The organism is Bartonella sp. B35(2025), assembly GCF_053794465.1.
Genome location: NZ_CP200035.1, coordinates 502,392 through 527,524, shown reverse-complemented (window position 1 = coordinate 527,524; position 25,133 = coordinate 502,392). Strand labels below are relative to the sequence as shown.

General features: G+C 32.1%; 16 protein-coding genes and 1 pseudogene. 5 read left to right on the top strand and 12 right to left on the bottom strand.

Features of this window, described 5'->3' with window-relative positions; translation table 11 throughout:
- Positions 1–9: 9 nt before the first annotated feature.
- From V4P56_RS02100 to V4P56_RS02075, 6 genes are all read right to left on the bottom strand, one after another.
- Positions 10–1,671 carry an NAD+ synthase gene (locus V4P56_RS02100; RefSeq protein ID WP_455482436.1) on the bottom strand — a complete coding sequence of 554 codons (1,662 nt, stop codon included), beginning with the start codon at positions 1,669–1,671 and terminating at the stop codon, positions 10–12.
- A 124-nt stretch (positions 1,672–1,795) separates the two neighbouring features.
- A complete protein-coding gene (locus tag V4P56_RS02095) occupies positions 1,796–3,175 on the bottom strand; it encodes a class II 3-deoxy-7-phosphoheptulonate synthase (RefSeq protein ID WP_455482435.1) in 1,380 nt (459 codons plus the stop codon).
- A 73-nt stretch (positions 3,176–3,248) separates the two neighbouring features.
- Complete coding sequence (gene gor, locus V4P56_RS02090) at positions 3,249–4,640, bottom strand: glutathione-disulfide reductase (RefSeq protein ID WP_455482434.1); 1,392 nt, start codon at positions 4,638–4,640, stop codon at positions 3,249–3,251.
- 198 nt (positions 4,641–4,838) lie between these two features.
- Positions 4,839–5,396: a DUF2059 domain-containing protein gene (locus tag V4P56_RS02085; protein WP_455482433.1), complete on the bottom strand. Its 558-nt coding sequence runs from the start codon at positions 5,394–5,396 to the stop codon at positions 4,839–4,841.
- A gap of 108 nt (positions 5,397–5,504) precedes the next feature.
- Entirely contained in the window at positions 5,505–6,209 is a 705-nt protein-coding gene (rpiA, locus tag V4P56_RS02080; RefSeq protein WP_455482432.1) for a ribose-5-phosphate isomerase RpiA, read from the bottom strand.
- 455 nt (positions 6,210–6,664) lie between these two features.
- A complete protein-coding gene (locus tag V4P56_RS02075) occupies positions 6,665–8,974 on the bottom strand; it encodes a ComEC/Rec2 family competence protein (RefSeq protein WP_455482431.1) in 2,310 nt (769 codons plus the stop codon).
- 109 nt (positions 8,975–9,083) lie between these two features.
- Here V4P56_RS02075 and gltX point away from each other — a divergent pair, with 109 nt between their 5' ends.
- From gltX to V4P56_RS02060, 3 genes are all read left to right on the top strand, one after another.
- Entirely contained in the window at positions 9,084–10,511 is a 1,428-nt protein-coding gene (gene gltX / locus V4P56_RS02070) for a glutamate--tRNA ligase (RefSeq protein ID WP_455482430.1), read from the top strand.
- Between the two features lie 261 nt (positions 10,512–10,772).
- The gene (gltA, locus tag V4P56_RS02065) at positions 10,773–12,068 is read left to right on the top strand and encodes a citrate synthase (RefSeq protein ID WP_455482429.1); all 1,296 of its coding nucleotides are present in this window, start codon (positions 10,773–10,775) and stop codon (positions 12,066–12,068) included.
- A 1,631-nt stretch (positions 12,069–13,699) separates the two neighbouring features.
- Positions 13,700–14,032: a hypothetical protein gene (locus V4P56_RS02060; protein ID WP_455482428.1), complete on the top strand. Its 333-nt coding sequence runs from the start codon at positions 13,700–13,702 to the stop codon at positions 14,030–14,032.
- Positions 14,033–14,839: 807 nt separating this feature from the next.
- On the opposite strand, the gene V4P56_RS02055 is transcribed toward V4P56_RS02060, so the two are convergent.
- From V4P56_RS02055 to V4P56_RS02030, 6 genes and pseudogenes are all read right to left on the bottom strand, one after another.
- Positions 14,840–15,226 (bottom strand): Mth938-like domain-containing protein, encoded by a 387-nt coding sequence (locus tag V4P56_RS02055; protein ID WP_455482427.1) that lies wholly within the window; start codon positions 15,224–15,226, stop codon positions 14,840–14,842.
- A 460-nt stretch (positions 15,227–15,686) separates the two neighbouring features.
- Entirely contained in the window at positions 15,687–16,139 is a 453-nt protein-coding gene (gene yajC, locus V4P56_RS02050; protein WP_455482426.1) for a preprotein translocase subunit YajC, read from the bottom strand.
- A 391-nt stretch (positions 16,140–16,530) separates the two neighbouring features.
- The gene (locus V4P56_RS02045; RefSeq protein WP_455482425.1) at positions 16,531–17,697 is read right to left on the bottom strand and encodes a peptidoglycan DD-metalloendopeptidase family protein; all 1,167 of its coding nucleotides are present in this window, start codon (positions 17,695–17,697) and stop codon (positions 16,531–16,533) included.
- Between the two features lie 167 nt (positions 17,698–17,864).
- Positions 17,865–18,524 carry a protein-L-isoaspartate(D-aspartate) O-methyltransferase gene (locus V4P56_RS02040; RefSeq protein WP_455482424.1) on the bottom strand — a complete coding sequence of 220 codons (660 nt, stop codon included), beginning with the start codon at positions 18,522–18,524 and terminating at the stop codon, positions 17,865–17,867.
- Between the two features lie 132 nt (positions 18,525–18,656).
- Positions 18,657–19,934, bottom strand: coding sequence for a serine--tRNA ligase (serS, locus tag V4P56_RS02035; RefSeq protein WP_455482423.1), 1,278 nt, complete (start codon positions 19,932–19,934; stop codon positions 18,657–18,659).
- A gap of 71 nt (positions 19,935–20,005) precedes the next feature.
- Positions 20,006–20,491 (bottom strand): annotated as a pseudogene (locus V4P56_RS02030) (twin-arginine translocase subunit TatC); the annotation flags it as partial.
- A 1,360-nt stretch (positions 20,492–21,851) separates the two neighbouring features.
- Here V4P56_RS02030 and V4P56_RS02025 point away from each other — a divergent pair.
- Positions 21,852–22,715, top strand: a complete 864-nt coding sequence (locus V4P56_RS02025; protein ID WP_455482422.1) for a 23S rRNA (adenine(2030)-N(6))-methyltransferase RlmJ — start codon at positions 21,852–21,854, stop codon at positions 22,713–22,715.
- Positions 22,716–23,146: 431 nt separating this feature from the next.
- Positions 23,147–25,132, top strand: a complete 1,986-nt coding sequence (gene uvrC / locus V4P56_RS02020) for an excinuclease ABC subunit UvrC (RefSeq protein WP_455482421.1) — start codon at positions 23,147–23,149, stop codon at positions 25,130–25,132.
- Position 25,133 lies beyond the last annotated feature (1 nt).

The following is a 25,133-nucleotide window of genomic DNA, read 5'->3' as shown; positions in this document are numbered from 1 at the left end:
AAATAATGCTCAACTTTTATCACGAAAACGATTGACTATGGGATAACGACGGTCGCGCCCAAAATTCTTACAACTTATTTTAACACCAGGCGCAGATTGTTGCCGTTTATATTCAGCTAAGTAAAGAAGATGTTCAATTTTTTTAACCGTTTCTCGTAAATGTCCACGTTTAACAACATCATAAACACTCATATCATTTTCTATAAGAGACTGTAAAATATCATCTAAAATAGGATAAGGAGGGAGAGAATCTTCGTCTTTTTGATTTTCTCGAAGCTCTGCAGAAGGTGTTTTTGCTATAATATTTGGTGGAATTACAATCCCATCTGGTCCTAAAAAATTTTGTAGATGATTTTTATTGCGCCATTCAGCTAATGCATAGACCTGCATTTTATAAATATCTTTAATAGGATTAAATCCTCCATTCATATCACCATAAAGTGTTGTATATCCTACAGCAATTTCTGACTTATTGCCTGTTGTCACCACCATTGAACCCAATTTATTCGAAAGAGCCATTAAAATAGTTCCTCGTATACGACTTTGAAGATTTTCTTCTGTAACATCAGATGGTAATCCTAAAAAAATAGGCGCCATCGTATTCAAAAAATCCTCAACAAGCTGCACAATCGGTATTACTTCATAATGACATCCTAAAAGACGTGCACAATCTTTAGCATCCCTCAGCGATTCTTTTGAAGTATAATAATAGGGCATCATTACAGTACGAACTCTCTCAGCACCAAGAGCATCCACCGCCATTGCTGCACAAAGTGCTGAGTCAATCCCTCCTGAAAGGCCAAGAACAACATCCTTAAAATGGTTTTTATTGACGTAATCTCCTAAACCCAAAACACAAGCTTGATAATCAGCAGCTAATCCGTTGAAAAGATTTTCATTAGGACTAGCAACACATTGCCATCCTGTAGACTTTCGTCGCCAATGGCTCAAAGCAATATGACTTTCAAAATGTTTCATTTGACACACTATTTTGCCTTGTTCATTTAATGCAAAAGATCCACCATCAAAAACTAACTCATCCTGACCACCAACTTGATTAGCATAAATAATCGGTACACCAGATTGAATAGCTTGTTTACGAACAACTTCTATACGTTTTAGTGTTTTATTACGATAATAAGGAGATCCATTAAGGACGAGAATAATCTCAGCTCCTTTATTAACAAGATCTGTACAGATAGAGGAATCATTCCAAATATCTTCACAAATCATTATTCCTAACCTTATTCCACGATAGACAATAGGATCAGGACGTAAACCAGCAGAAAATACACGCTTTTCATCAAATTCAGCATAATTAGGTAAATCAAACTTCAAGCTTTGGGTAATTATCCGTCCCTCATCAAGAAGTATAGCACCATTGTAAATATTATCATTATACCTTAATGGTAGACCAATTATAATTCCAGGTCCTTCTGCTGTTACTTTTGCTAATTCTTTAGTAGCATCTTCACATGCTTTTATAAAAATAGGTTTAAGAACAAGATCTTCCGGTGGATAAGCGCTGATAAAAAGTTCAGAGAATAAAACAAGATCAGCTCCTTCTACTTTAGCTTGCTGATGTGCCATTACTGCAAGAGAAAAATTTCCCTCAATATCACCAACAACAGGATTCAATTGGGCAACTACTACCCGCAAATCATTTTTCATAAGCCTTTGTATCATCCCATTAATTTAGTGATATAACTCTGTTTTGAACACCGAAAAATATTCTTTTCTTTTAAAAATATTCTACATAAACAATAAAAATAATAAATGTTATGTAATTTTCATTTTAACCATTCACAACAGCAGCTAATGAATCATTATCACGATTTTTTTTTAGAAGTTCAGCCACAAGAAAAGCTAATTCTAATGCCTGATCTGCATTCAATCGTGGATCACAATGCGTATGATAGCGATTAGACAAATCTTCAACAGAAATGGCATGTGCACCACCTGTACATTCAGTTACATTACGACCAGTCATTTCAATATGAATACCACCTGGATAAGTTCCCTCTCCATGATGTATTAAAAAAAATTTTTCTACTTCCTTTAAAACATAATCAAAGGGACGTGTTTTATAGCCATTCATAGTGACTGTGTTACCGTGCATTGGATCACACGACCATACAACCTTACGCTTCTCACGCTCAACTGCACGAATTAATTTTGGAAGATAGTTTTCAATCTTATCATAACCAAAACGGGTAATAAGAGTCAGCCGACCAAGATCATTTTCAGGGTTTAAAATATCAATCAATCTTAAAAGCTCATCAGGATCAATAGAAGGACCACACTTTAACCCAATAGGATTTTTAATACCACGACAATATTCAACATGTGCATGATCAATCTGACGCGTACGATCACCAATCCACAGCATATGTCCAGATGTTGCATACCAATCTCCAGAAGTTGAATCAATCCGAGTTAAAGCTTCTTCATAGCCAAGTAAAAGTGCTTCATGGCTGGTATAAAAAGATGTTTCACGCAATACAAAATTTGTTTTGGATGTAATTCCTATAGAACGCATAAAATTAATTGCTTCAGAAATGCGCTCCGCTAATAATTCATAACGTTCACCTTGTGGGCTATTAGAAATAAAACTTAACATCCATGCATGAACATTTTCTAAATTAGCATATCCACCCTGTGAAAAAGCACGTAAAAGATTAAGTGTTGCTGCTGATTGACGATAAGCCATAGACATTCGTCGTGGATCAGGAATACGAGAATCTATAGTAAATTCGATACCATTAATAATATCTCCTCGATAAGCAGGAAGCTCAATTCCCTCTTTGTTTTCTACATCAGAAGAACGTGGTTTTGCGAACTGACCAGCAATACGGCCAACCTTAACAACTGGCTTCGAACTTCCAAAAGTTAAAACAACTGCCATTTGTAAAAATACACGAAAAAAATCACGGATATTATCGGCTTCATGTTCTGCAAAACTTTCTGCACAATCTCCACCTTGCAATAGAAAAGCCTTACTTTCCGCAACTGCTGCTAATTCACTTTTCAAATCACGTGCTTCACCTGCAAAAACTAAAGGAGGATAGCTGTGCAGCTTTTGTTCAACATCTGCTAAAATAAATTTATCTGGATAAGTCGGAACTTGTCTAATTGGCCTTTCTCTCCAAGAGTCAGGTGCCCATTCTTTTATCATTGTAGTCTCTCTAGAACTTAAGCTTATAGCTTGTAGTATAAAAAGCTTTATCGCTTACCATAATATTCGCTGTTCAATTTTCTATTTTTTTCCCATTTTCATATACATAACTTGGTTTATACATCGTTACAAATTCTTCCGCTACAGTTGGATGCACTGCCATAGTTTCATCAAACACATCTTTTGTAAGTCTTCCCTTGAGAGATATCCCAATGAGTTGTGCTATCTCACCAGCACCTTCCCCTAAGATATGTGCACCCAAAACAACACGACTTTCACCATCTACAACTAACTTCATAAACATTTTCTCCGAGTTATCAGAGAAGACATTGCGCATAGGACGAAAAACGGTACGATAAATTTCAAGACGCTTATATCGATGTACCGCTTCTTCTTCTGAAAGACCGACTGTTCCAATTTCAGGTTGTGAAAAAACTGCTGTTGTAATTAAATCATAATCAGGTATAGTAGGAGTATTCTTGAATGCAGTTTTAATGAAACACATAGCATCATGAATTGCAACAGGTGTTAATTGAATATGACCCGTGACATCACCAATAGCCCAAATATGAAACACATTTGTCATCATCTTTTCATCAACAACAACTGCACCAAATTCATTTAATTTAACACCTGCTCTCTCAAGTTTTAAGCCTGTTGTATTTGGCACACGACCCGTTGCCAACATAACTTTGTCAGCACTGATAGTTTTCCCACTCGATAAAATAACGTTATAATGATCACCTACAGCCTGGACTTGAGAAACAGATTCCCCATAAACAACAGAAATCCCCTTTTCAATCATTGCATTGCTAAGCAACTGCCGCAAGTCATAATCAAAATTACGAAGGATTAAATCTCCACGATGGAGCAGCGTTGTTTTTACACCTAATTCATGAAAAATATTAGCAAATTCAACACCAATATACCCACCGCCAATAATTATTATTGATTCTGGTAATTTTTTAAGATCAAAAATTTCATTAGAAGTAAGACACAAATCACTACCTATTATTGCAGTGTTTGATCCAATTTTTGCTCCCGTCGCGATCAAAATTTTTTCTGCTCTTATTCTCTCACCAGTTACAGAAAGCTCTAATGTGTGATCATCCACAAATGTAGCACGACTTTCATAAATATGAACATTATTATTTTCTAATCCCTTACGGTAAAGCCTTTCTAATCTTGATATCTCCTTATTTTTAGCTGCAACCAATTTTTCCCAGCTAAAAATTAAATCAGTATACTTCCAACCAAAACCGGTACTCTTACTAAACTCTCTTGCATATTGTGATGCATAAACGTATAATTTTTTAGGAACACAACCGCGAATAACACAAGTTCCCCCTATACGATATTCTTCTGCTATAGCAACACGTTTACCAAGCTCTCCAGCAAGGCGTGCAGCACGCACACCACCCGAACCACCACCAATAACGAATAAATCAAAATCAAAATATTCCACAAACTGTTCCTTCTCATACGTTTGCAACAACAGACTATCGTTATTGGTTACAAAATAAAAGTTCTTAATATATCTTCAAAATATAATTTCTTGATATAAACATAGTATAAAGAAAACAAGCCCCTCTTTAAAACGGCAGTAAAACTGCCGTTTTAAAAAATAAAAAAAGTTATTAATACCGTAGCAATAGTAATAAAATTACTTTGAATTTACTGGAGAATTAGCTTCTTTAGAAGAAGCAGACTTATCTAAATTAAATGTTTCGGACATCTCATTTTTTACATTTTTTACAAGATCTTGCGTAATAGTAGAACGCCATGCGTCAAATGTAGAATAAGCATCACGTGCGATGCTTGGAGCTTTTGTCAAAAACTTTTTACCAGTATCAGAATTATAGAATGCTGTAATTTTATCAAGTTCTTCCCGAGTAAAATACTTTGCATATATATGAGCAATTTCTTTTTCTAAATCAGAACGCCGTTTAGCCAAAGCAAGCGCCTGCTTATCAACAATTTCAGAAATAACAGATGCTAAATTTGGATCATCACCTGTTAATTCATTTTTGAGATCACGTGCTGCGGTTGGTAAAAAACTGTCAAATTGATCAGTTGCATTTATAGCTTTTATAGCTTTTTTAGCTGAATTTAAATGCTGATCACTCACACCTTGTGCATGAACCATTTCAATAGCCAAAACCAAGATAGCAACTGCACCCAAATATGCTACAAAACGCTGAAAAGAAAATATTGTTTTCATTGAATAATTACCCCGATGATAAATTATAATTTAAATTTGTTGCTTTATCCAAAATCTTAAATGCTCCTTTTTTATTATGCTAATATATCGATATTTAAACTATCTTCTTTAAAAATTAAATGGCTCTAAAACTTTTATTTGACCATCCGCCATCGCTATAATTGCACGCGAAGCTAATCCTAGAAAAAGACCATGTTCGATAACACCAGGTATTCTGAGAAGTGCATCTGATAATAATTTTGGCTGCAAAATCCGTCCCCAAAATGCATCAAAAATAAAATGACCACCATCCGTTTTAAAAGGATTGTCTCCATCCATTCGCAATATAATTTCCCCTGAAAGCCCTAAATCATCAGCTACCTTTTCAATAGCTTTACGTGTAGTATGAACACCAAATGGATTAACTTCAATTGGTAGTGCAAAAGCACCAAGCGTTTTTACTAACTTTGTTTCATCAGCAATAACAAGCATTGTACGAGATGCTGCCGCTACAATTTTTTCATGTAATAACGCTCCCCCTCCCCCTTTAATGAGAGTTATCTCTGGATCAATTTCATCTGCTCCATCAATATCAAGATCAAGTTCAGGTATTTGTTCCAAAGTAGTGATAGGTATCCCAAATTTACGACATAGTTGCTCAGAATGCAGTGAGGTAGCAACGCAAATCACGCGTAGACCACCTGCTACACGCTCACCAAGAAGACGAATAAATTCATTTGTTGTAGAACCAGTTCCTATACCAATCCGCATATTATCTTGAACAAACTCAAGTGCTTTAGCAGCGGCTATCTTTTTTAATTCCTGAATCTTCATAAATTACTTTATCCTTTCACCACTCAGTAATATTCATTATAAATTGATAACTAAAGTAATTTATTGTTTCAATTTGTTACAATTTATTCACTACCTTATTGGCTAAACACGTTAAATCTTATAAGAAAGTGTATGATTTTAAAATACTAATTATTATAAAAATACGTGATAACAATAAAATTACATAATTAATAATTTTATCTCTTTTAAAACTTATTTACATTCTTTACGTTTAGTCAGCACTTTCAGTTTAAGCCCTTATTATCAATTAATGTGTGCTAATCATACAACTTCTACAAAATTAAAAATTATTCACGTTGCAAAAAACATCTTTTTTAAAAAAATTGTTAACAATTGATCAAATCTAAGCACAATTGATAAATTTACAGCACTACGAAGGAGATCCTGAAATATAATTAAGGAAATGTACCTATCATTTCTTATCTTATTTGTGCCTAGGTATCAGAAAGTGTAGAGAAATTTGATAAATTGGACAATTTTTTTGAACACTTCCTATGTATATTCCACGGCCTATGGAATCCTGTAGAAGACCAAATAATATCTCCACTTTTGGTCATCATAACGCTTCCTCGTGATAACAATTGTTGAAGTGTAAATACTACTGGTATTTTCTTGTTACATATTTGATCGCCCATCGCAAATGATTTAATTATAATATCTGCCTCTATACATTGATCTATTCTTCTACGTAAGACAATGATTTTTAATCCATTTTCTAATAAGGATGTACAAACTCGATCATCACAAATAAATTGTTCTTTAAATGAAGGACCATATTTTGCCGGCTTTATCGTTTCACCTACATGAAATGATTTTTCCCATATGGATGTTGTAAATTTAGAGCCATGATAACGATCAGTATATAATTTTTTTTCATTGATAATACCCACAAGATTCATATTATCTGCTATAACTAATTGTATAGGTGAATGTATCAAGCAAACATAAAAGCCGACCAAAATAAAAAAACTAAAAAAGAATCTAATGGGTGTTTTAAAGAAAGTTAGTCCAATTAACCCTACACTAAATAAAATTAATGCAGATAACGGCATAAATCCTAGCTTCAAAGCAGGAGAAATGGCCTTTATAGCATAAGCAATTTTTATCATAAGACCAATACCAAAACCCATAATTTGTAAAGGCAGCCATTCAAGGCTTAAAAGCATTGCAAGCACTGCTATTAATCCAAAAGGCATGACAAAAATTGATATAATGGGTAAGGTTAAAACATTACTTATAATACTAAGAGATGCAATATTGGAAAAATGATAAGCAGCATAAATTCCACTAGCAGTTCCTGCTACAAGAGAAGAAATACATGTTGAAATAACCGATAAGAAAGCAAAATGAATCACTCTACCCCCAACATAAAACGGTGTTGTTTTTCTTGTATAAGAAGATAGCTTTTCACTCCACCAATCAAAGAAAGCAATTAAAGCTACTGTTGCAGAAAAAGACATTTGAAAGCTAGGACCTAATATTTCATGCGGAGTAATAGCGAGAGTTATCAAACCTGCAATGGCAAAATTACGCATTGTAACAGCAGAACGGTTGCATAATATAGCAACCAACATAACAGCAATCATTGTAAAACTTCTTTGTGCTGATACGGCTGCACCAGATAAGAGCAAGTAAAAGGCCATGATTATTAAAGCAACAACAGCAGCAATTTTTTTCGCAGAATAATAGGACGAAAAAACTGGAAAAAGTGCTAAAAAGCTACGAATAATGATAAGAATTATACCGCTCAATAAAGCCATATGTAAACCTGATATTGATAAAACATGTGCTAATCCAGCCATACGCAATGCTTCATTTGTACTATTTGAAATACTACCTCGCTGTCCCGTTATGAGAGCAGCAGCAACACTACCCTTCTCTCCACTAATCGCCATACTGACTCTTTGAGTCATTTTCGTTCGTAAATTCTCAATTTTTTGTAAGGTTATAGCTAATATGCTATCAGGCTGTGGAACTGATATCTTGACTGGTTTTCCCAGATAAATTCCTTGAGCACCAATTCCTTTGAAATAATTATGAAAACTAAAATCGTATCCTCCTGGATATACAGGCCCAGATAAGGCACGAATCTTAACCTTTCCATATAGCCCATCACCAATGGCTAATCCATGTGGCAAATGCCTTGCTATTAAACGAACACGATTAGGTCCATGATGTAATACTGGATTTTCTGTATTTAAAACATCCAAGTTTAAACGAACCATCCCTTTTTGTATTGATTCAATAGAAACGATTCTTCCTGTTAATATAGTAACAACATCACTACCCAGCATTGGCGTAGATAGACGCCACGTTTCTATTTTTGCAGCTAAAGCACCTAGTATAAAACAAAATAAAAATCCCGTAATACGCCATATTCCTCGATAAAATCGTAAAATATACAATATTCCAAGGCATATACTGACTGACACAATAAATTGTCTGCAACTCGGTTCTCGATCTAAACTGAAATAAAAAATAATGCCTATGGAAAAAAATATTAAAACTAATAAAAAAAGAAGCCCTAAAGAAATTTCTTTATGTATGCAATCTATCAACCACTTCCAGCAAAAAATGATTGCTCTTCTTAAAGGCGTAAATAAAAAGACCTTTTGTTCATTACAGCTAGTATTTTTTTTCTTATCAAAAAAAGAGAGAATATCCTGCCATATCAGGCCTAATTTTTTTCCTTCTGATAAACCTTTTTTTGATACATTATTCTTAATTTTATTTTGATTTAGCATCTACCCCCGCTTTACTTGCAATGTAGCTATTGCATACCCTATTACCTATGCTAACATAACCTTTCTATAAAGTTCCATAAGTAATATCTTAATTTAGAGGAAGATATCCGTGTCCGTTATTACCCGTTTTGCCCCCTCACCCACAGGCTTTCTTCATATCGGGAGTGCTCGTACTGCTCTCTTTAATTGGCTTTATGCAAAACACACCGGTGGTAAAATGCTGCTACGAATTGAAGATACAGATCGAGAACGCTCAACAGAAGTAGCTGTAAAAGCTATTATAGACGGTTTGCAATGGATGGGACTTAATTATGACGGTGACCCTATTTCACAATTTAAACGAGCGGAACGTCATCGTCAAATTGCAGAACAATTAGTAAAAGATGGTAAAGCTTATTATTGCTATGCTTCACCTGAAGAATTGGATGAAATGCGCAAAAATGCTCGTGCAGAAGGACGTCCACCACGCTATGATGGACGTTGGCGCGACCGTGATATTTCTCAAGCTCCTAAAGATATCAAGCCTGTTATTCGTATCAAAGCACCACAAGAGGGAGAAACAATTTTGCATGATCGCGTTCAGGGTGATGTTCGCTTCCCCAATAAAGATCTAGATGATTTTATTATTTTACGTTCTGATGGATCCCCAACTTATATGCATGCTGTTGTTGTTGACGATCATGATATGGGAGTAACACATATCATACGTGGTGATGATCATCTCACAAATGCAGCCCGCCAAACAATTATTTTCAATGCAATGGGGTGGGATATTCCTGTTATGGCGCATATTCCACTTATCCACGGTGAAAATGGTGCAAAATTATCAAAACGCCATGGAGCACTAGGCGTTGATGCTTATCGAACAATGGGATATCTTCCCGTTGCCTTGTGTAATTATCTAGTTCGTCTAGGTTGGAGTCATGGTGATGATGAGCTAATTTCAATCGAAGATATGATTGCTTGGTTTGATATTAATGATATTAATAAAAGTGCAGCTCGTTTTGATTTTAAAAAATTAGATGCTATCAATGGATATTATATACGTATGACTAACGATCAAGATCTTTTTGATGCTGCCCTTAATATTTTGCCAGAAGTTAAAGGTGGATTGGAAATACTTAAAAAACTTGATAAACAACGCCGTGCTCAATTTTTAGCAGCTATACCATATTTGAAAGAACGCTCAAAAACACTATGTGAACTCATTGATAACGCCTCCTTTATTTTTATGCAACGGCCATTACTTCTTGATGAAAAAGCAAAAACACTCTTAGATGATAATAGCCGTACCATCTTAAAAGGTATCTATCTTACTTTAAAAACTTGTACCAATTGGGATATAAAAACGTTAAATGAAACTCTTCAGTATTATGCACAGATACAGAATCTCAAGTTTGGATCTGTTGCTCAACCGCTTCGAGTATCTCTTACAGGACGTACAATATCGCTAGGAGTTTTTGATATTCTCATTTTATTAGGACAAGAAGAATCTCTTAATCGTATTAATGACCAACTTATCAACAATTATAGTTAGCTAAATGTGTGTAAGTGTATTTAACAAAATTAACCTTTTAAATATAGATATCTTGACGTTAAATGCAAAGTATCCCCTATTGCTAAGTGGTTGAAATATATATTTAGCAAAACTGCAAATAAAAAAATATTTTAGATTACATGAGCTAACTTTTAGAGTAAACCTACCTCAATATAGGTAGAGAATATTTCAATTACATATCTCCCTATCTAATCGATAGTATCTTGATTTTAAGGGTGACGGATCTGAAAGGAATATCTAATGTCTGTTAATAAAGCACACATTACCGTGAATGACAAAAAAATAGAATTGCCAGTGCGTAAAGGCACTATTGGTCCTGACGTTATTGAAATTACCTCTCTCTATAAAGCAACAGATACTTTTACTTATGATCCTGGCTTTACCTCAACTGCTTCTTGTGAATCGAAAATCACTTATATTGATGGCGATAAAGGAGTATTGCTTTATCGTGGTTACCCTATCGATCAGCTGGCTGAAAAGGGAGATTTTCTTGAAAGTTGTTATCTTTTACTTTATGGAGAACTACCAACAAAACAAGAAAAAATCGATTTTGACCGCCGTATTATGCAACACACGATGGTACATGAGCAATTTTCACGATTCTTTCATGGTTTCCGTCGTGACTCTCATCCTATGGCTGTTATGGTGGCGTGCCTGGGAGCTATGTCTGCATTTTATCATGACTCTATTGATATTACAGACCCTCAACAAAGAATGATTGCTTCCATTCGTCTCATTTCAAAAGTTCCAACTCTTGCTGCTATGGCGTATAAATATAGTATCGGACAGGCATTTGTTTATCCACGTAATGACCTTAGTTATGCCGCAAATTTTCTCTATATGTGTTTTTCTATTCCTTGTGAAGAATACAAAATTAATCCTATACTTGCTCAGGCTATGGATCGAATTTTTACCCTTCATGCAGATCATGAACAAAATGCTTCTACATCTACTGTACGTCTTGCTGGATCATCAGGAGCTAACCCATTTGCATGTATCGCGGCAGGTGTTGCGTGTCTCTGGGGACCAGCTCATGGTGGAGCCAATGAAGCATGTCTAAAAATGTTACAAGAAATAGCTTCTGTTAAAAGAATTCCTGAATTTATTGCACGTGCAAAAGATAAAAATGATCCTTTCCGTCTTATGGGATTTGGTCACCGAGTTTATAAAAATTATGATCCGCGTGCAAAAATTATGCAAAAAACCTGCCATGAAGTTTTAAAAGAACTAAATATTCAAGATGACCCTCTTCTTGATATTGCTATAGAGCTTGAAAATATTGCTCTGAACGATGAGTACTTTATTGAAAAAAGGCTTTACCCTAATGTCGATTTTTATTCTGGTATTACATTAAAAGCTTTAGGATTCCCAACTGAAATGTTTACTGTTCTTTTTGCATTAGCACGCAGTGTCGGCTGGGTTGCACAATGGAAAGAAATGATTGAAGATTCTGCACAAAAAATTGGTCGACCACGCCAGCTTTATACAGGCTATGCTGCGCGTGAATATATCCCTATAGAAGAGCGTATCAGCTAAAAAAAGAAAATAACCAATTAATAAAGCTTCACAATTTACTTAAATGTCATTCCATATAATCAAATAACCTAACATAAAAGAAATTTTTACAAGCCTTATTGCTTTTAGTATTCTTCCTGTAGTTATAATACTATCGCAATAGTCTTTGATAAAGATTTTCTGATAACTTTTATTCAATGAGTAAATGAAACTTATAACTCTCTTTTTTAAAACCTGATTTTAAAGGAACAAATATATGTTAAGCTAAAAATACAGGTAAATTAAAACAGGTGCCATAAAAGGGGATAATTTACACTTAAAATTGTGCTTTTCTATTTTATTAAAAAATACAAAATCAGCTCTGTACTTACTCAAGTAACAAATGTTGAAGAAAAAAACTGTTTAAACGTACTTAAAGTAGCAACACACTTAATTATTTACAGATAAATTATCAAATAACTTATTGAAGCTTATTTAGAATAACTAGACTTTTGGAATTACCTTTATTCATTTCAATAAATACAATAATTTCAATAAATCACAAATTAGTTTAAAGTTTAAAAGTAATACTCATAATTTAAAAATTATAACTCAAATTATTGAATTACTCTTAGATAAGATTTTAAATCTCGTAACTTCATTGATTTATAATATGCTATTTTATGTTATTCGTAGCATAAATCATAATTATTTCATTAATATAAATAACTTATACACCAGAACTTTTTCTTTCTACCATAGTATTTTTATCACATTTAAATACTTATCTATTTTTAAGATTTTTTTTCAGATCTATTTTCTTAAAAGCAATAATTTTCAAATTTTTCAAAGATTCTATATCTTAATGGATTCCCTTCTTCTTTATTTTTAATGGCATTATTTTTATTTCTTTCATTTCTTTAACTTCAATCGCCATAATATAAAAAATAAAGTATAATCCAAAAGATACCATAAATTTTTTATAAAAAGATCAAATCAATATAAAAAAGAAAGGACGCTAATTGAGAAACATATGTAACCCATACATATTAATTATAATAGCTTCAAAAATCACAAAATAACCTAGAAAATAGTCTTTAAAAATTTTACTAAAGATATCTTTCTAATAATATATTTTCTTCATAGATTGATTCTGTAACAAAAAAATACAATAATAGATAATAAATGATCATATTTTTATAAAAAAATAACTTTTAAACTATGATTTTTAATATAATTATTTATAACAATATAATTATTCTATAGACAATTCAAAAATATCCGTAAAGTATTAATTCTATCTTTATAATAATGTATCTACAATACATGCTAATAGAGAAAAATTACTTATTAAATTTATATATTTAGAATAAATATATTATATATATAGCAAAAAATAATTAAATTTTATTATATATTACTTTTAATATATCTATTTGTATTTAATGTATCTTACATTATTGTGTATAACACTTAATAAGTGTAAATACATAAAGTTTACAATAAAACAATTAATAAACAAAAAATTTCAAAGTATTATTTTATAATAATAATAATAAATTGTAAAAAATTATGAACATTTTTTGTTTTTTTTGTGACTGTTGCATTTTTACTATATCTATCCAAAACAAATTAATATAAATTACATTTCGGATATTTATAGTGCTATATTAATGGAGGCAATTATGAATATAAAATATTTTTTTGGTCTTTGTGCAATTGGTTGTAGTTTAGCATTCGGAGCACATGCATTTGAGTATACAGTAGTTAAAGAACCAACACCAGTTGTTGCTATTTTGGACACTTCTGAATACGTTAATCTTAGTAAAAAGGTTAATGGCTCAGTGCATAATACTACCGAATATATTCCTTTCTTTAATAAGTATCGGATCCCTACAGAACATGTAAATGGATTGTTCAAGTACGGTTCAGCTTTAATATCTGCGATAATAGGGATTGTACGTTCAATTATGCATATTTGTACTGAAATGGTAACCATGAAATAATGGTCTATAAATTTTTATACTTGTTATTAGTATTGTTTTATTTTTAGAAATAAAAATATATTATGTACTTTAAAAGGTATATAAAAACTTTCCCCTACAGTTCTCTAAGATAACATGAAAGGGGAGAGTTTTTTTGTGCATATATTGTCTGTAATTTACATATGAAAACAATTAGATACTTTGCTCGTATTATTAAGTAATCGTGCAATAAATATAACTCATAAAAATTTTTACAAAATGTTATTTTTATAATAATATCATAACTTGCTGTTTTGATATATTGAAGCAATTTTTTTATTTATAAAACATTTTATTTTTTTACATACATTATTTACCATTAACATAAATATTTAAAAATTATTTAATGATAAGCTTTAGTATAAATTAGGATATTTATTGAAATAATAAACTCTTAAAAAACTAAAATATAATGATGATATTGTCTTATTATTTTATAAATATAAAAATATTACTACAAAATATATATTTAATTATATAATAATTAATATATTATACTAAAATAAAAAATAAGTTAAATAGAAATATTTCTTTAAAAAAGATAGAAATTAATTATAACTATTTTAAGTTATTTATAAATAATAAATAATTTAAATAATATCTATTTTTTATAATATTATAAATATAATAATATTATCTTTTTATATAAAAAGTATTAGCTATAAAAAAATAGCTCTTAAATCTATAAAAAATTACAAAAAAATAAGGAAAAAAAGCAAAAATTAAGATAATCAATAACCACACAATTTCCTTACCATTGGGGTAATATATAACTCTACTAAACATCAATTACTCTACAGCAAACAGCAATGCAGCAACTGCACGATCTTCAGATAACAAAACATTAAATGTACGTACTGCTGCTCCTGTGCTCATTGTATCTGATGAAATATGTTTTTCCCATAAAAGCGTCTTTAACTCTTCAGGTAACGGTAATAACTTAATTCCAGTACCCACCAATAAAACCTCAATCTTATCCGCTTCATCTAAAATACGAGATATATCCTTCTGAGTGGGAATAGGCTCTGCCATATCAATACCATAAATACCTGATGGTACACAAATAATAGAACCTCTATGCGACATATCAGCAAAACGAAAACCACCATTCCCATAAGCATCAATGGGTGCCCGCCTTGGAAAATGTGCTTCACGGATCTGAATTGCATGAAACATAAGTAAATATCCTTTATTTTGAAGACCTAATTCAGTTTTTCTTTTATTTCTAAAAATCAGTATACCCAACAGATCAATGTTGATACAGAATCTTTTATAAAAAAATACTATTCTAACAACATAACAAATAATGTATGAAAATCGTCTCAGACAATATAGAAAAAATTTTCTGAAAACTATGGTTGAAAGCTACATCTATTTAATCAGAAGAATTTTAGCTTAATCTGTTTACTAAAGAACAAACAATTTTTATCATACAAAACAATGATATTATTCATTAAGTAGATGAAAACTATCCCAATACTGCAAATAAAATAATTCTTAAATTAAAAAATAAATAAAAATACAACGCTCTGTTATCAATGATAAAACCACTTACACAAAAAAATAGCTTCTATACAAACGCTACCTATCTTTATAAAAATCAATTTTAAAAAATTTAATAAACTGGAATTATATTTTAAGATTTATCTTCTTTTGATACAGCCTTTTTTTCTTTAGATGTACCCATATTTTTTTTCATTGCAGTTTTAATTTTAGACTTTTGTGGTACTTTCATTTTAGTGTTAAGTTTTGATTTTCCTTCTGAAATTGGTTCACCTTTAACGCGAACATCAGCCAATGTTGAGCGGATAACGCGAATACGTATATCATCACCAATTTCAACTTCTAATTCACCACTCTCATCATAAACTTTCGTAACCTTGCCGATAACACCACCGCCCGTTATAACTGTATCACCACGGCGCACAGTATTCAGCATTTCTTGCCTCTTTTTCATTTGCGCACGCTGTGGCCGAATGATAAAAAAATACATAATCCCAAAAATCAAAATAAATGGAACAAAAGTAATAATTGAGGTTCCACTAGAAACACCGCCTGCAGCTTGAGCATAAGCGTTGGTAACAAACATTTTTATCTCCTATAAATTAAACTTCAGATATTTTTTACTTTGACTAAAATGAGATTTTGACTCAAAAAAATTTCTCTTTAAAATACTATTACAGCAATAATTCTACAACGTAGCCATAACTTTATCAAAAGGCAATAAATTCTTAAGAAATAGAAAGCAATGAACAAAAACTTTTAAAAAATGAATTTATTTTTCTTTTTGTATATCACAAATATAAGTATTTTCACTAAATGAAAAATAAATGATGTAAGGACAATTTTTACTCCTCCAATTAAATTGAATAATTACCCCTCTAAATCATGTAAATGTAATATCATTAAATTGAACTACAGCAATTATTTTACTTAAAATTAATATGAGCTACAGATTTTTAAAATAAAATTACTATCAATCAATTTTCTAAATATTTGATAGGATCAACAGGTATAGAATTCTTACGTACTTCAAAATAGACACGTGGAGTTTTAACATCTCCTGAAATACCAGACTTAGCAATCTCATCACCACGCCGTACTCTTTGCCCCTTATCAACAACAAGCTTACTGTTATATCCATAAATAGTAATAATATCATTTTCATGTCGAATCATAACAACATTACCAAGCGCTTTTAACCCATCACTCGCATAGATAACAACACCATTTTCTGCTGCTTTCACTGATGATCCTTCAGGTGCAGCTATGTCTATTCCTCGATTAATTGTTGTCCCTTTCTTTTGACCAAATTGGCTTAATAAACGCCCTCGTATTGGCCAACGCATCTTAGAAATTCCTGTAGATTGCGGAGTAACAATATTATCTGTATCTAACAAACCAGTTTCATGATCTGATTTCGTTACCTTTCTAGAAAAATTCTGCTTAATATTTGACTTATCAATTTTTGTAGAAGGTATAGTTTTTACAGGAGCTTTATAGACAGGTGGATCCTTTTTATATTTCATAGAAGACTTTGACTGAGACTGGAATGAAGATTCTGTTGTTGATAAAAATTGATCATTATTTTGAGTACTTAAATTCATTGCTGTGCGCTTACTTGGAATCTTGAGTATCTGACCAATATAAATGGAATTACCGCTGATACCATTTGCTAATTTTAATGCATTAACGCTGATCCCTATCTGCTGTGCAATACTTAATAATGTATCTCCACTTTGAACAATATAAGAATTTTTTTGAAAAATAGTAGCATTATCCATTTGTGAACGAGAGAGTGTTCCAAGATTACGTGGTGGCACCCCTATAATTCGCCCATTAGAAGAAAAATCTTCACCCTGTCTTGGAGAATTATGTGGAACATTATTATCATAAGCCCATGAATCATTACTAGATTCCATAGGCGGCAATTCAGTGCTTTGTATCATACCACCATATGATAGCATTCGTGGATTATAAGGCATAACTGTAGATGTATTTGACTGAGTAGAGACTGTGCTATCAGGAAAAATACTGGCAAAACGCTGCGTACCAGCACTACATCCAGTAAAAACTGTTGCCATCACCCCTAAAGCCACACCCTGAAAATTACACCGAAAAATATTACCCAAAACTTTTAAATACATAGTTTTGCTCACTCACTAAATACTCAACTCACTCTATTAAAGCTTTTTAATATTACCTAAGAGTTAAAATTGGGTATTTTACTCATAAATATCTTTATAATAAAATCAGAATGAATTTTTTATTAAATAAAAAATGAAATATTTTGTGTAGTGTTTTGATTTAAAAATCAAAGTATTTCCGCAATACCTTCAATAAAAGGTTGATAACGCACTTGAAATATTTCTGAATATTCAAATTTGTTACCAATTTTTGTATAACATGTAACCATTTGTATACCTTCATTTGGTCCTATAGCTTGAATAAGAATCCCATTTTCAACCAAAAGTTCTAAAAACTCTTTTGGCTCATCAGGACGCGATGGCCAAATAAGAATACGATCAAATGATCCTAAATCTGAAATAGTTTGGCTTCCATCAGCTTGCTGTGCAACAATATTTTCAATTCCTAAAGTTTGAAATTTTTGTCGTGCTAAATTAATGAGTGTTTTATAACGATCAATGGTTGTTACACGACCACTAAGACATGCCATAAGGGCAGTACAAAAACCAGAACCTGTACCAATTTCTAAAACACGATGCTTTTTTTTCAATGATAACGCAGAAAGAATTAAAAGCTGCTCTTCTAAACGCTCAATATATTCACCACACTCAATTGGAATAACTTTATTATCATAAGCATTGTTAAACCACGGAGCTGAAACAAATTGTTGCCGTGGAATTTTCTCAAATGCTGCAAAAAAATTAACATCATCAATTCCTTTACTGCGCATTTTCAGCACAAGACCTGCCAACTCTTCACGAAATCGTAAAATACCTTTTTTCCCCATAGTGTCATTCGATCTCCAATTAAGTAGCTATCTCATTGTGGGCAAAAATCATTCCTTTAAAAATATCAAAACCTTTCCTTCGCATGTATTATTTGCCAGCAATAAATACATATCAATTTACCTTTTATAAAATTAAGCAGTAATACAACGAATTCCTCTCATATAAGATTGCAACACATCTGGAACAATGATTGAACCATCAGCCTGCTGATAATTCTCAAGAATAGCGATAAGACAACGACCAATAGCTGTACCAGAACCATTAAGGCTATGAATAAAGTTTAGTGTTTTATCACCTTTTTTACGATATCGCGCATTCATACGGCGCCCTTGAAAATCTCCACAAACTGAACAACTGGAAATTTCACGATAACACCCCTGACCAGGAAGCCAAACCTCTATATCATAAGTTTTACGTGCAGAAAATCCCATATCACCGGTAGAAAGAACTACTGTACGAAAAGGCAAACCAAGCCGCTTCAATACATCTTCTGCACACTCTGTCATACGCTCTAATTCAATTAAAGACTGCTCTTCAGTGGTAATTGATACCATTTCCACTTTCCAAAACTGGTGCTGACGCAACATACCGCGTGTATCACGGCCTGCAGATCCCGCTTCTGAACGAAAACATGGAGTTAAAGAAGAAAATCGAAGTGGCAAATCTGATATCTCAAGAATTTCGTTGTTTACCAAATTGGTTAACGGTACTTCTGCTGTAGAAATAAGCCACCGCCCATCCTTAGTCTGAAAGAGATCATCAGCAAATTTCGGTAGCTGTGCTGCCCCATAAACAATCTCATCACGAACAAGAAGAGGTACTGAAACTTCTGTATAACCATGCTCCTCAACATGCACATCAAGCATAAATTGTCCCAATGCACGTTCAAGCCGTGCTAATGCCCCTGACAGTACAGTAAATCGCGTACCCGATAAACGACTTGCCCGTTCAAAATCCATCTGTTTGAGATCTTGACCAAGATCAAAATGTTCCTTTGGTATAAAATCAAACGTCGGAATCGTACCAAAATGTCGAATGACGACATTATCGTTTTCATCTTTACCCTCTGGAACATCATCGAATGGAATATTTGGGAGTGCTGAAAGAGCCTTCTCAAAATTCTCAGTCAACCGCTTTTCTTCTGCTACAGCAGAAGAAAGGAAGGTTTTAATTTCTTCAACCTCGGCTCTAAGATATTCAACCATTCTCTGATCACACATAGCTAAAGCCTGTCCTATTTCTTTTGAAATAGCATTGCGACGTTCCTGCGCAGATTGTACTTTAGCAATATATGACCGACGTTCAAGATCAAGCTCTATCAATATCTTAGCTTGTGGCTCCATACCTCTGTTTTTTAGTGCTTCATCTAATTTTTCAGGGTGCTCACGAATCCACTTAATATCAAGCATTAAAATTCCTCATTTATATTGTTATATTATATTGTTATATTGTTCTTATCGGCTTTTTATCATAAAAATTATTAACTTCTGTTAAGAAGATATTTTTTTTCTATACAGTAAAAAATTAAAATTAAGATGTCATAGAGAGCTATTGTTAGTAAAACTACTACAAACATAGTAAAAAAATCTAATAAAATTATTATAACCGCAATTATAAAAGAGATGCGAATAGCCCACTTTCGTTTGGACACCAATACATAAAATGTGAAAAATCCAGTATCGATTAAAAAACTGGTAATAAGGGGTAATTGAAAAATTAAACCAAAAATAAAAATGAATGATGTCATACAGCTTAAATAATTGAAAATACAAACTATAAACTCTGTTTTATCTAAATATCTGGAAGAAATTTTTAAAAAAGATTAAGCCAAAACATTATTGAAACCAACAGAGTATAAACAGACATACCCTCAACAAAAAATAAAAATGGTTTGCCAATGAAACATGATAAAAAAAGCCGTATATTTATTTTTATAAAGCCCTAGTGCGATAAAACTACAAAACTGAGATGATATAGATAGCCATCATAACTGGCAAATTAGCTTAATTTTTAAAAGGCACAAAATTATATTTTTTTTAAAAATTAAACCACACTTCGATATATGCTAACTAAAAAGGTATATTATAAAGAATACAGACATGTTTGAGTAATATTTAACTATCTACAAAATACCCATATCCTAAAAATACATCTTAAAATTATAACAGTTTTTATTTTTCTACTATAAACATGTATTCTTATAATATTATACTATCCCTATTACTAAAATATTTAAAATAAAAAAATAATCTGTATTTATGCTCAACTTCAATCAATCAAAAATATGAAGTTGTGGCATAATTTATACAGTATGAATTTCCTCATTCTAAGCTTTTTCATAAGGCTTATCTAAAATTATTGCGAATGAGTAATGGCGTACAAAAAACGAAAATGAACTTTGTATTCTTCTTCTCTTGATCAAGAAAATATCACCACATCTACTTACATTATGCAAAGATATAATAAGTATTTTTACATCATATACTGTATTAATTAATGTATTAATTTTATGTTAAAAGTAATAAAAAACAAAATTTCTGATCAATAATAAGTATTTCTTCATTATTAATTTTTAATAAAGACAAAAAATACCAATAATCATAGCTTTTAATTTTAATATTATCGAAACAACTTAATGATTATTTTGATTAATAGTTATTAAATAATTGAGATAACTCATGTATCTCATATTAAAATTTGTAAAGCTATATTTTGACACCATATGCAATAACTGAGCTATTTATTAACACAATTAAATGAAACTTATTTTCTAATTAACCAAAGCCATTATTTAAATTATGTTCTTCAAATTTTTTTCGTATCATATCAACGTTTTTCATTAATCTTAATCATAGATTAATATCAGCTTTTTTAAAATTAAAAAGCAAATCAGTTTAATAGTACTTTTTCAGACATAAAAAATGTATCAATCTTCAAATAATTGGGAACTTTATTGATTAGTACATAAATTAGGCTTAAAATTTTCAGTGAATTGTGATGATTCTTAATTAACTTTTATCTTTCATGACTCTCTGCTTAAAGTAATAATGATAAATATCTTGCAATGTGACAAATATCCCAATCAAAGTGATTGATTTATTCATGTTCTGATAAAATAATTGAAATCATAGCGATTAATTCAATGAATTGATATAAAATAGCATAGCAAATAACTAAAAATCTACGATATTGATACTCCTGTGGAAGTATATAATTTTTATCAAGATATTTTTAATCTCCACAATAGGGCTTTTGTTGATATACAAACTATTGTTTATGTTAATAAAAAATTTTATTAAAAAATCGCATAGTAGCAGAGTTTATTTATGAATTATCGGCATATTTATCATGCTGGCAATTTTGCTGATGTTTTTAAACACATTATTGTCACTCGTATTGTAGAATATCTCAAACGTAAGGAAAAGGCTTTTCGTGTTATAGATACACATGCCGGAATCGGTATCTATGATCTCTCTTCTTTGGAAGCGCATAAAACGGGAGAATGGCGCGAAGGTGTACAACGGCTTCTGTCAGATCCTATCCCAGAAGACTTGAATGAACTCCTTTATCCGTGGTATAATACCATTTACACACTCAATAAAGGAAAAAAAGAAATTGTATTCTACCCTGGGTCTCCTGTTTTTATTCGCCAATTATTGCGCAAACAAGACCGGTTAATTGCAATTGAATTACATTGCGAAGATTATAAAATTTTAGCAAGAAATTTTGCCAATGATTATCAAACAAAAGCTCTACATTTAGATGGTTGGCTTTCTTTAAACTCGCATCTACCACCAAAAGAAAAACGTGGATTCATCCTCGTTGATCCTCCCTTTGAAAAGCCTGGTGAATTTTCTCGTCTTATTGAAGGATTAGTAAAGGCATATAGACGCTTCCCTAAAGGTATTTACGCTTTATGGTACCCTGTTAAATATGAAAAAGAAATTAAAAATTTTCTTTACGCACTTTATCAAACAGAAATTCCTAAAATTTTACAGCTCGAAATGCGTATCCGCAAAAATTCAATACCACCCACAATGAATGGAAGCGGTATGATCCTTATTAATCCTCCCTATATTCTTGAAGAAGAAATGAAAAAACTTAACCCCTTCCTTATCACACGTCTCGGGCAAGATAAAAATGCACAAATAATTCATAAATGGCTCCGAAAAGAGTATCTATTATGTTAAGATCCTCATTTTACTTCTCATCTAAATTAAAATATTCTTCATGAGAAGGAATCTTAAAGCTGCTCCCAAAAACCATAACATTACACTATCACTCCTTTAGCCCTTTAAACTATGATTAGCCTAAAATTTATGCAGTAGCTAACAGCGCAGATTTTATTTTTATTAGTAAAGTCTATTTTAAGTAACCTTTAAGCAGCACAAGCTCATTATTCTAATTAGTTAACGAATAAAATTAGTGAGCACTGAAAATGATTTTCTTGGATTTCATTCATATTTTTTTACGAAAAATAATAACCACAAAATCGTATAATCTAGTGTTATAATACGTCCTTTATAAGATAGGAAAAACGTTATAGATACAATAATTGATTGTAATGGATTAAGAAGAATATTTTATAATAGAAAACACAAAATATTTCTGGATAAACTGAATGATCCTCAAAAATAACACAGCTTGCTCAAAAAATGAAAAAAGAAATTTATCTTTTTTTTCTAATATTACATGGAATAACACCAATATAGAGAATAATAAAAACCAATTAAAAGGTGCCAAACTCATACAAGAATTTGCCAAACATTTGCCGCATAAGCCGGGAGTTTATCGGATGTTTGATGAGAATAATGATGTTCTTTATGTTGGCAAAGCTCGTAATCTAAAAAAACGCGTTTCAAGCTATGCACATGAACAGGGACACAATAACCGTATTACCCGTATGATTCGTGCAACATATCATATGGAGTTTGTCATTACTCATACAGAAACAGAAGCACTACTCTTAGAAGCTAATCTCATAAAAAGGTTGCGCCCACGTTTTAATGTATTACTGCGTGATAATAAAAGCTTTCCTTATATCATTATTACTGATGATCACCGAGCACCTGGACTTTACAAACATCGCGGTTCCCGAACACAAAAAGCACATTATTTTGGCCCTTTCGCTTCTTCAGGTGCAGTTACACAGACAATCAACATCCTACAACGTGCCTTTTTATTACGCACCTGTACCAATTCATTTTTTGAAAATCGTACACGACCCTGTTTACTTTATCAAATCAAGCGATGTTCTGCACCCTGTACGCATGAAATTAGTGACAGTAGCTATATAGAATTGGTAAAAGGAGCAAAAGCCTTCCTTTCAGGCAAAAGTCAATCAATTAAAAATGATATGGTTCAAGCTATGCATAAAGCTGCAAAAAATCTTGATTTTGAGCAAGCTGCAGTCTATCGTGATCGCTTATCAGCTCTTTCTCATATACAAAGCCATCAGAGCATTAATCCTCAAACAGTGGAAGAAGCCGATGTATTTGCTATTGCACAACGGGAAGGAATAACTTGCATTCAAGTTTTCTTTTTCCGTATGAGACAAAATTGGGGAAACCGAGCTTATTTCCCGAAAGCAGATCCGTCCTTTTCTAGTAATGAAATTTTAGCCAGTTTTCTTGCCCAATTCTATGATGATAAGCCTATTCCAAAACTCATCCTTTTATCTGAATCGATCGAAGAAAAAGAACTTCTTACAGATGCATTTAGTCTAAAAGCAAATCGCAAAATATTCCTCTCTTTACCAAAACAAGGTGAACGTAAAAACCTTGTTAACCATGCCTTTATCAATGCTCATGAAGCACTCGAACGTAAGATTTCTGAAACCGCAACACATACAAAATTACTTCAAGATATTACCAAAATATTTCAACTTCCTCATATACCACACCGTATAGAAGTCTACGATAATTCCCATATTACGGGAACAAATGCAGTAGGTGCAATGATTGTTGTAGGTCAAATGGGATTTATTAAAAATCAGTATCGCAAATTCAATATTTGCTCAACTGATATCACACCTGGTGATGATTTTGGTATGATGAAAGAAGTTATCAAGCGAAGATTCTCACGCCTTATTACAGCACAGAATCAGCCTTATAAGAGCAATATTATAAAAAGTGAAAATGATGATCTTTTTCCTATTTGGCCTGATCTTATATTAATCGACGGCGGTGAAGGACAAATAAACAGTGTGCATACAATATTATCCGAATTAAAATTAGATAATCTCATTACAGTAGTAGGAATAGCTAAGGGTGCTGACCGTAAATCGGGATCTGAACGGTTTTTTATAAAAGGAAAAGCACCCTTTACTCTTCCTTCGCGTGATCCTGCTTTTTATTTCCTACAACGCATACGTGATGAGGCACATCGTTTTGCAATTGGATCTCACAGAATAAAACGAAAAAAAGAAACATTCAAAAACCCACTTGATGAAATTGAAAATATCGGTCCAACAAGAAAGCGTGCGTTACTTCACCATTTTGGAAGCGCCAAAGCTGTTACCAATGCTTCTATCGAAGATTTAACAAAAGTTATGGGAATTTCTATCACAATTGCACAAAAAATTTACAATCATTTTAAAGAAAAATAAG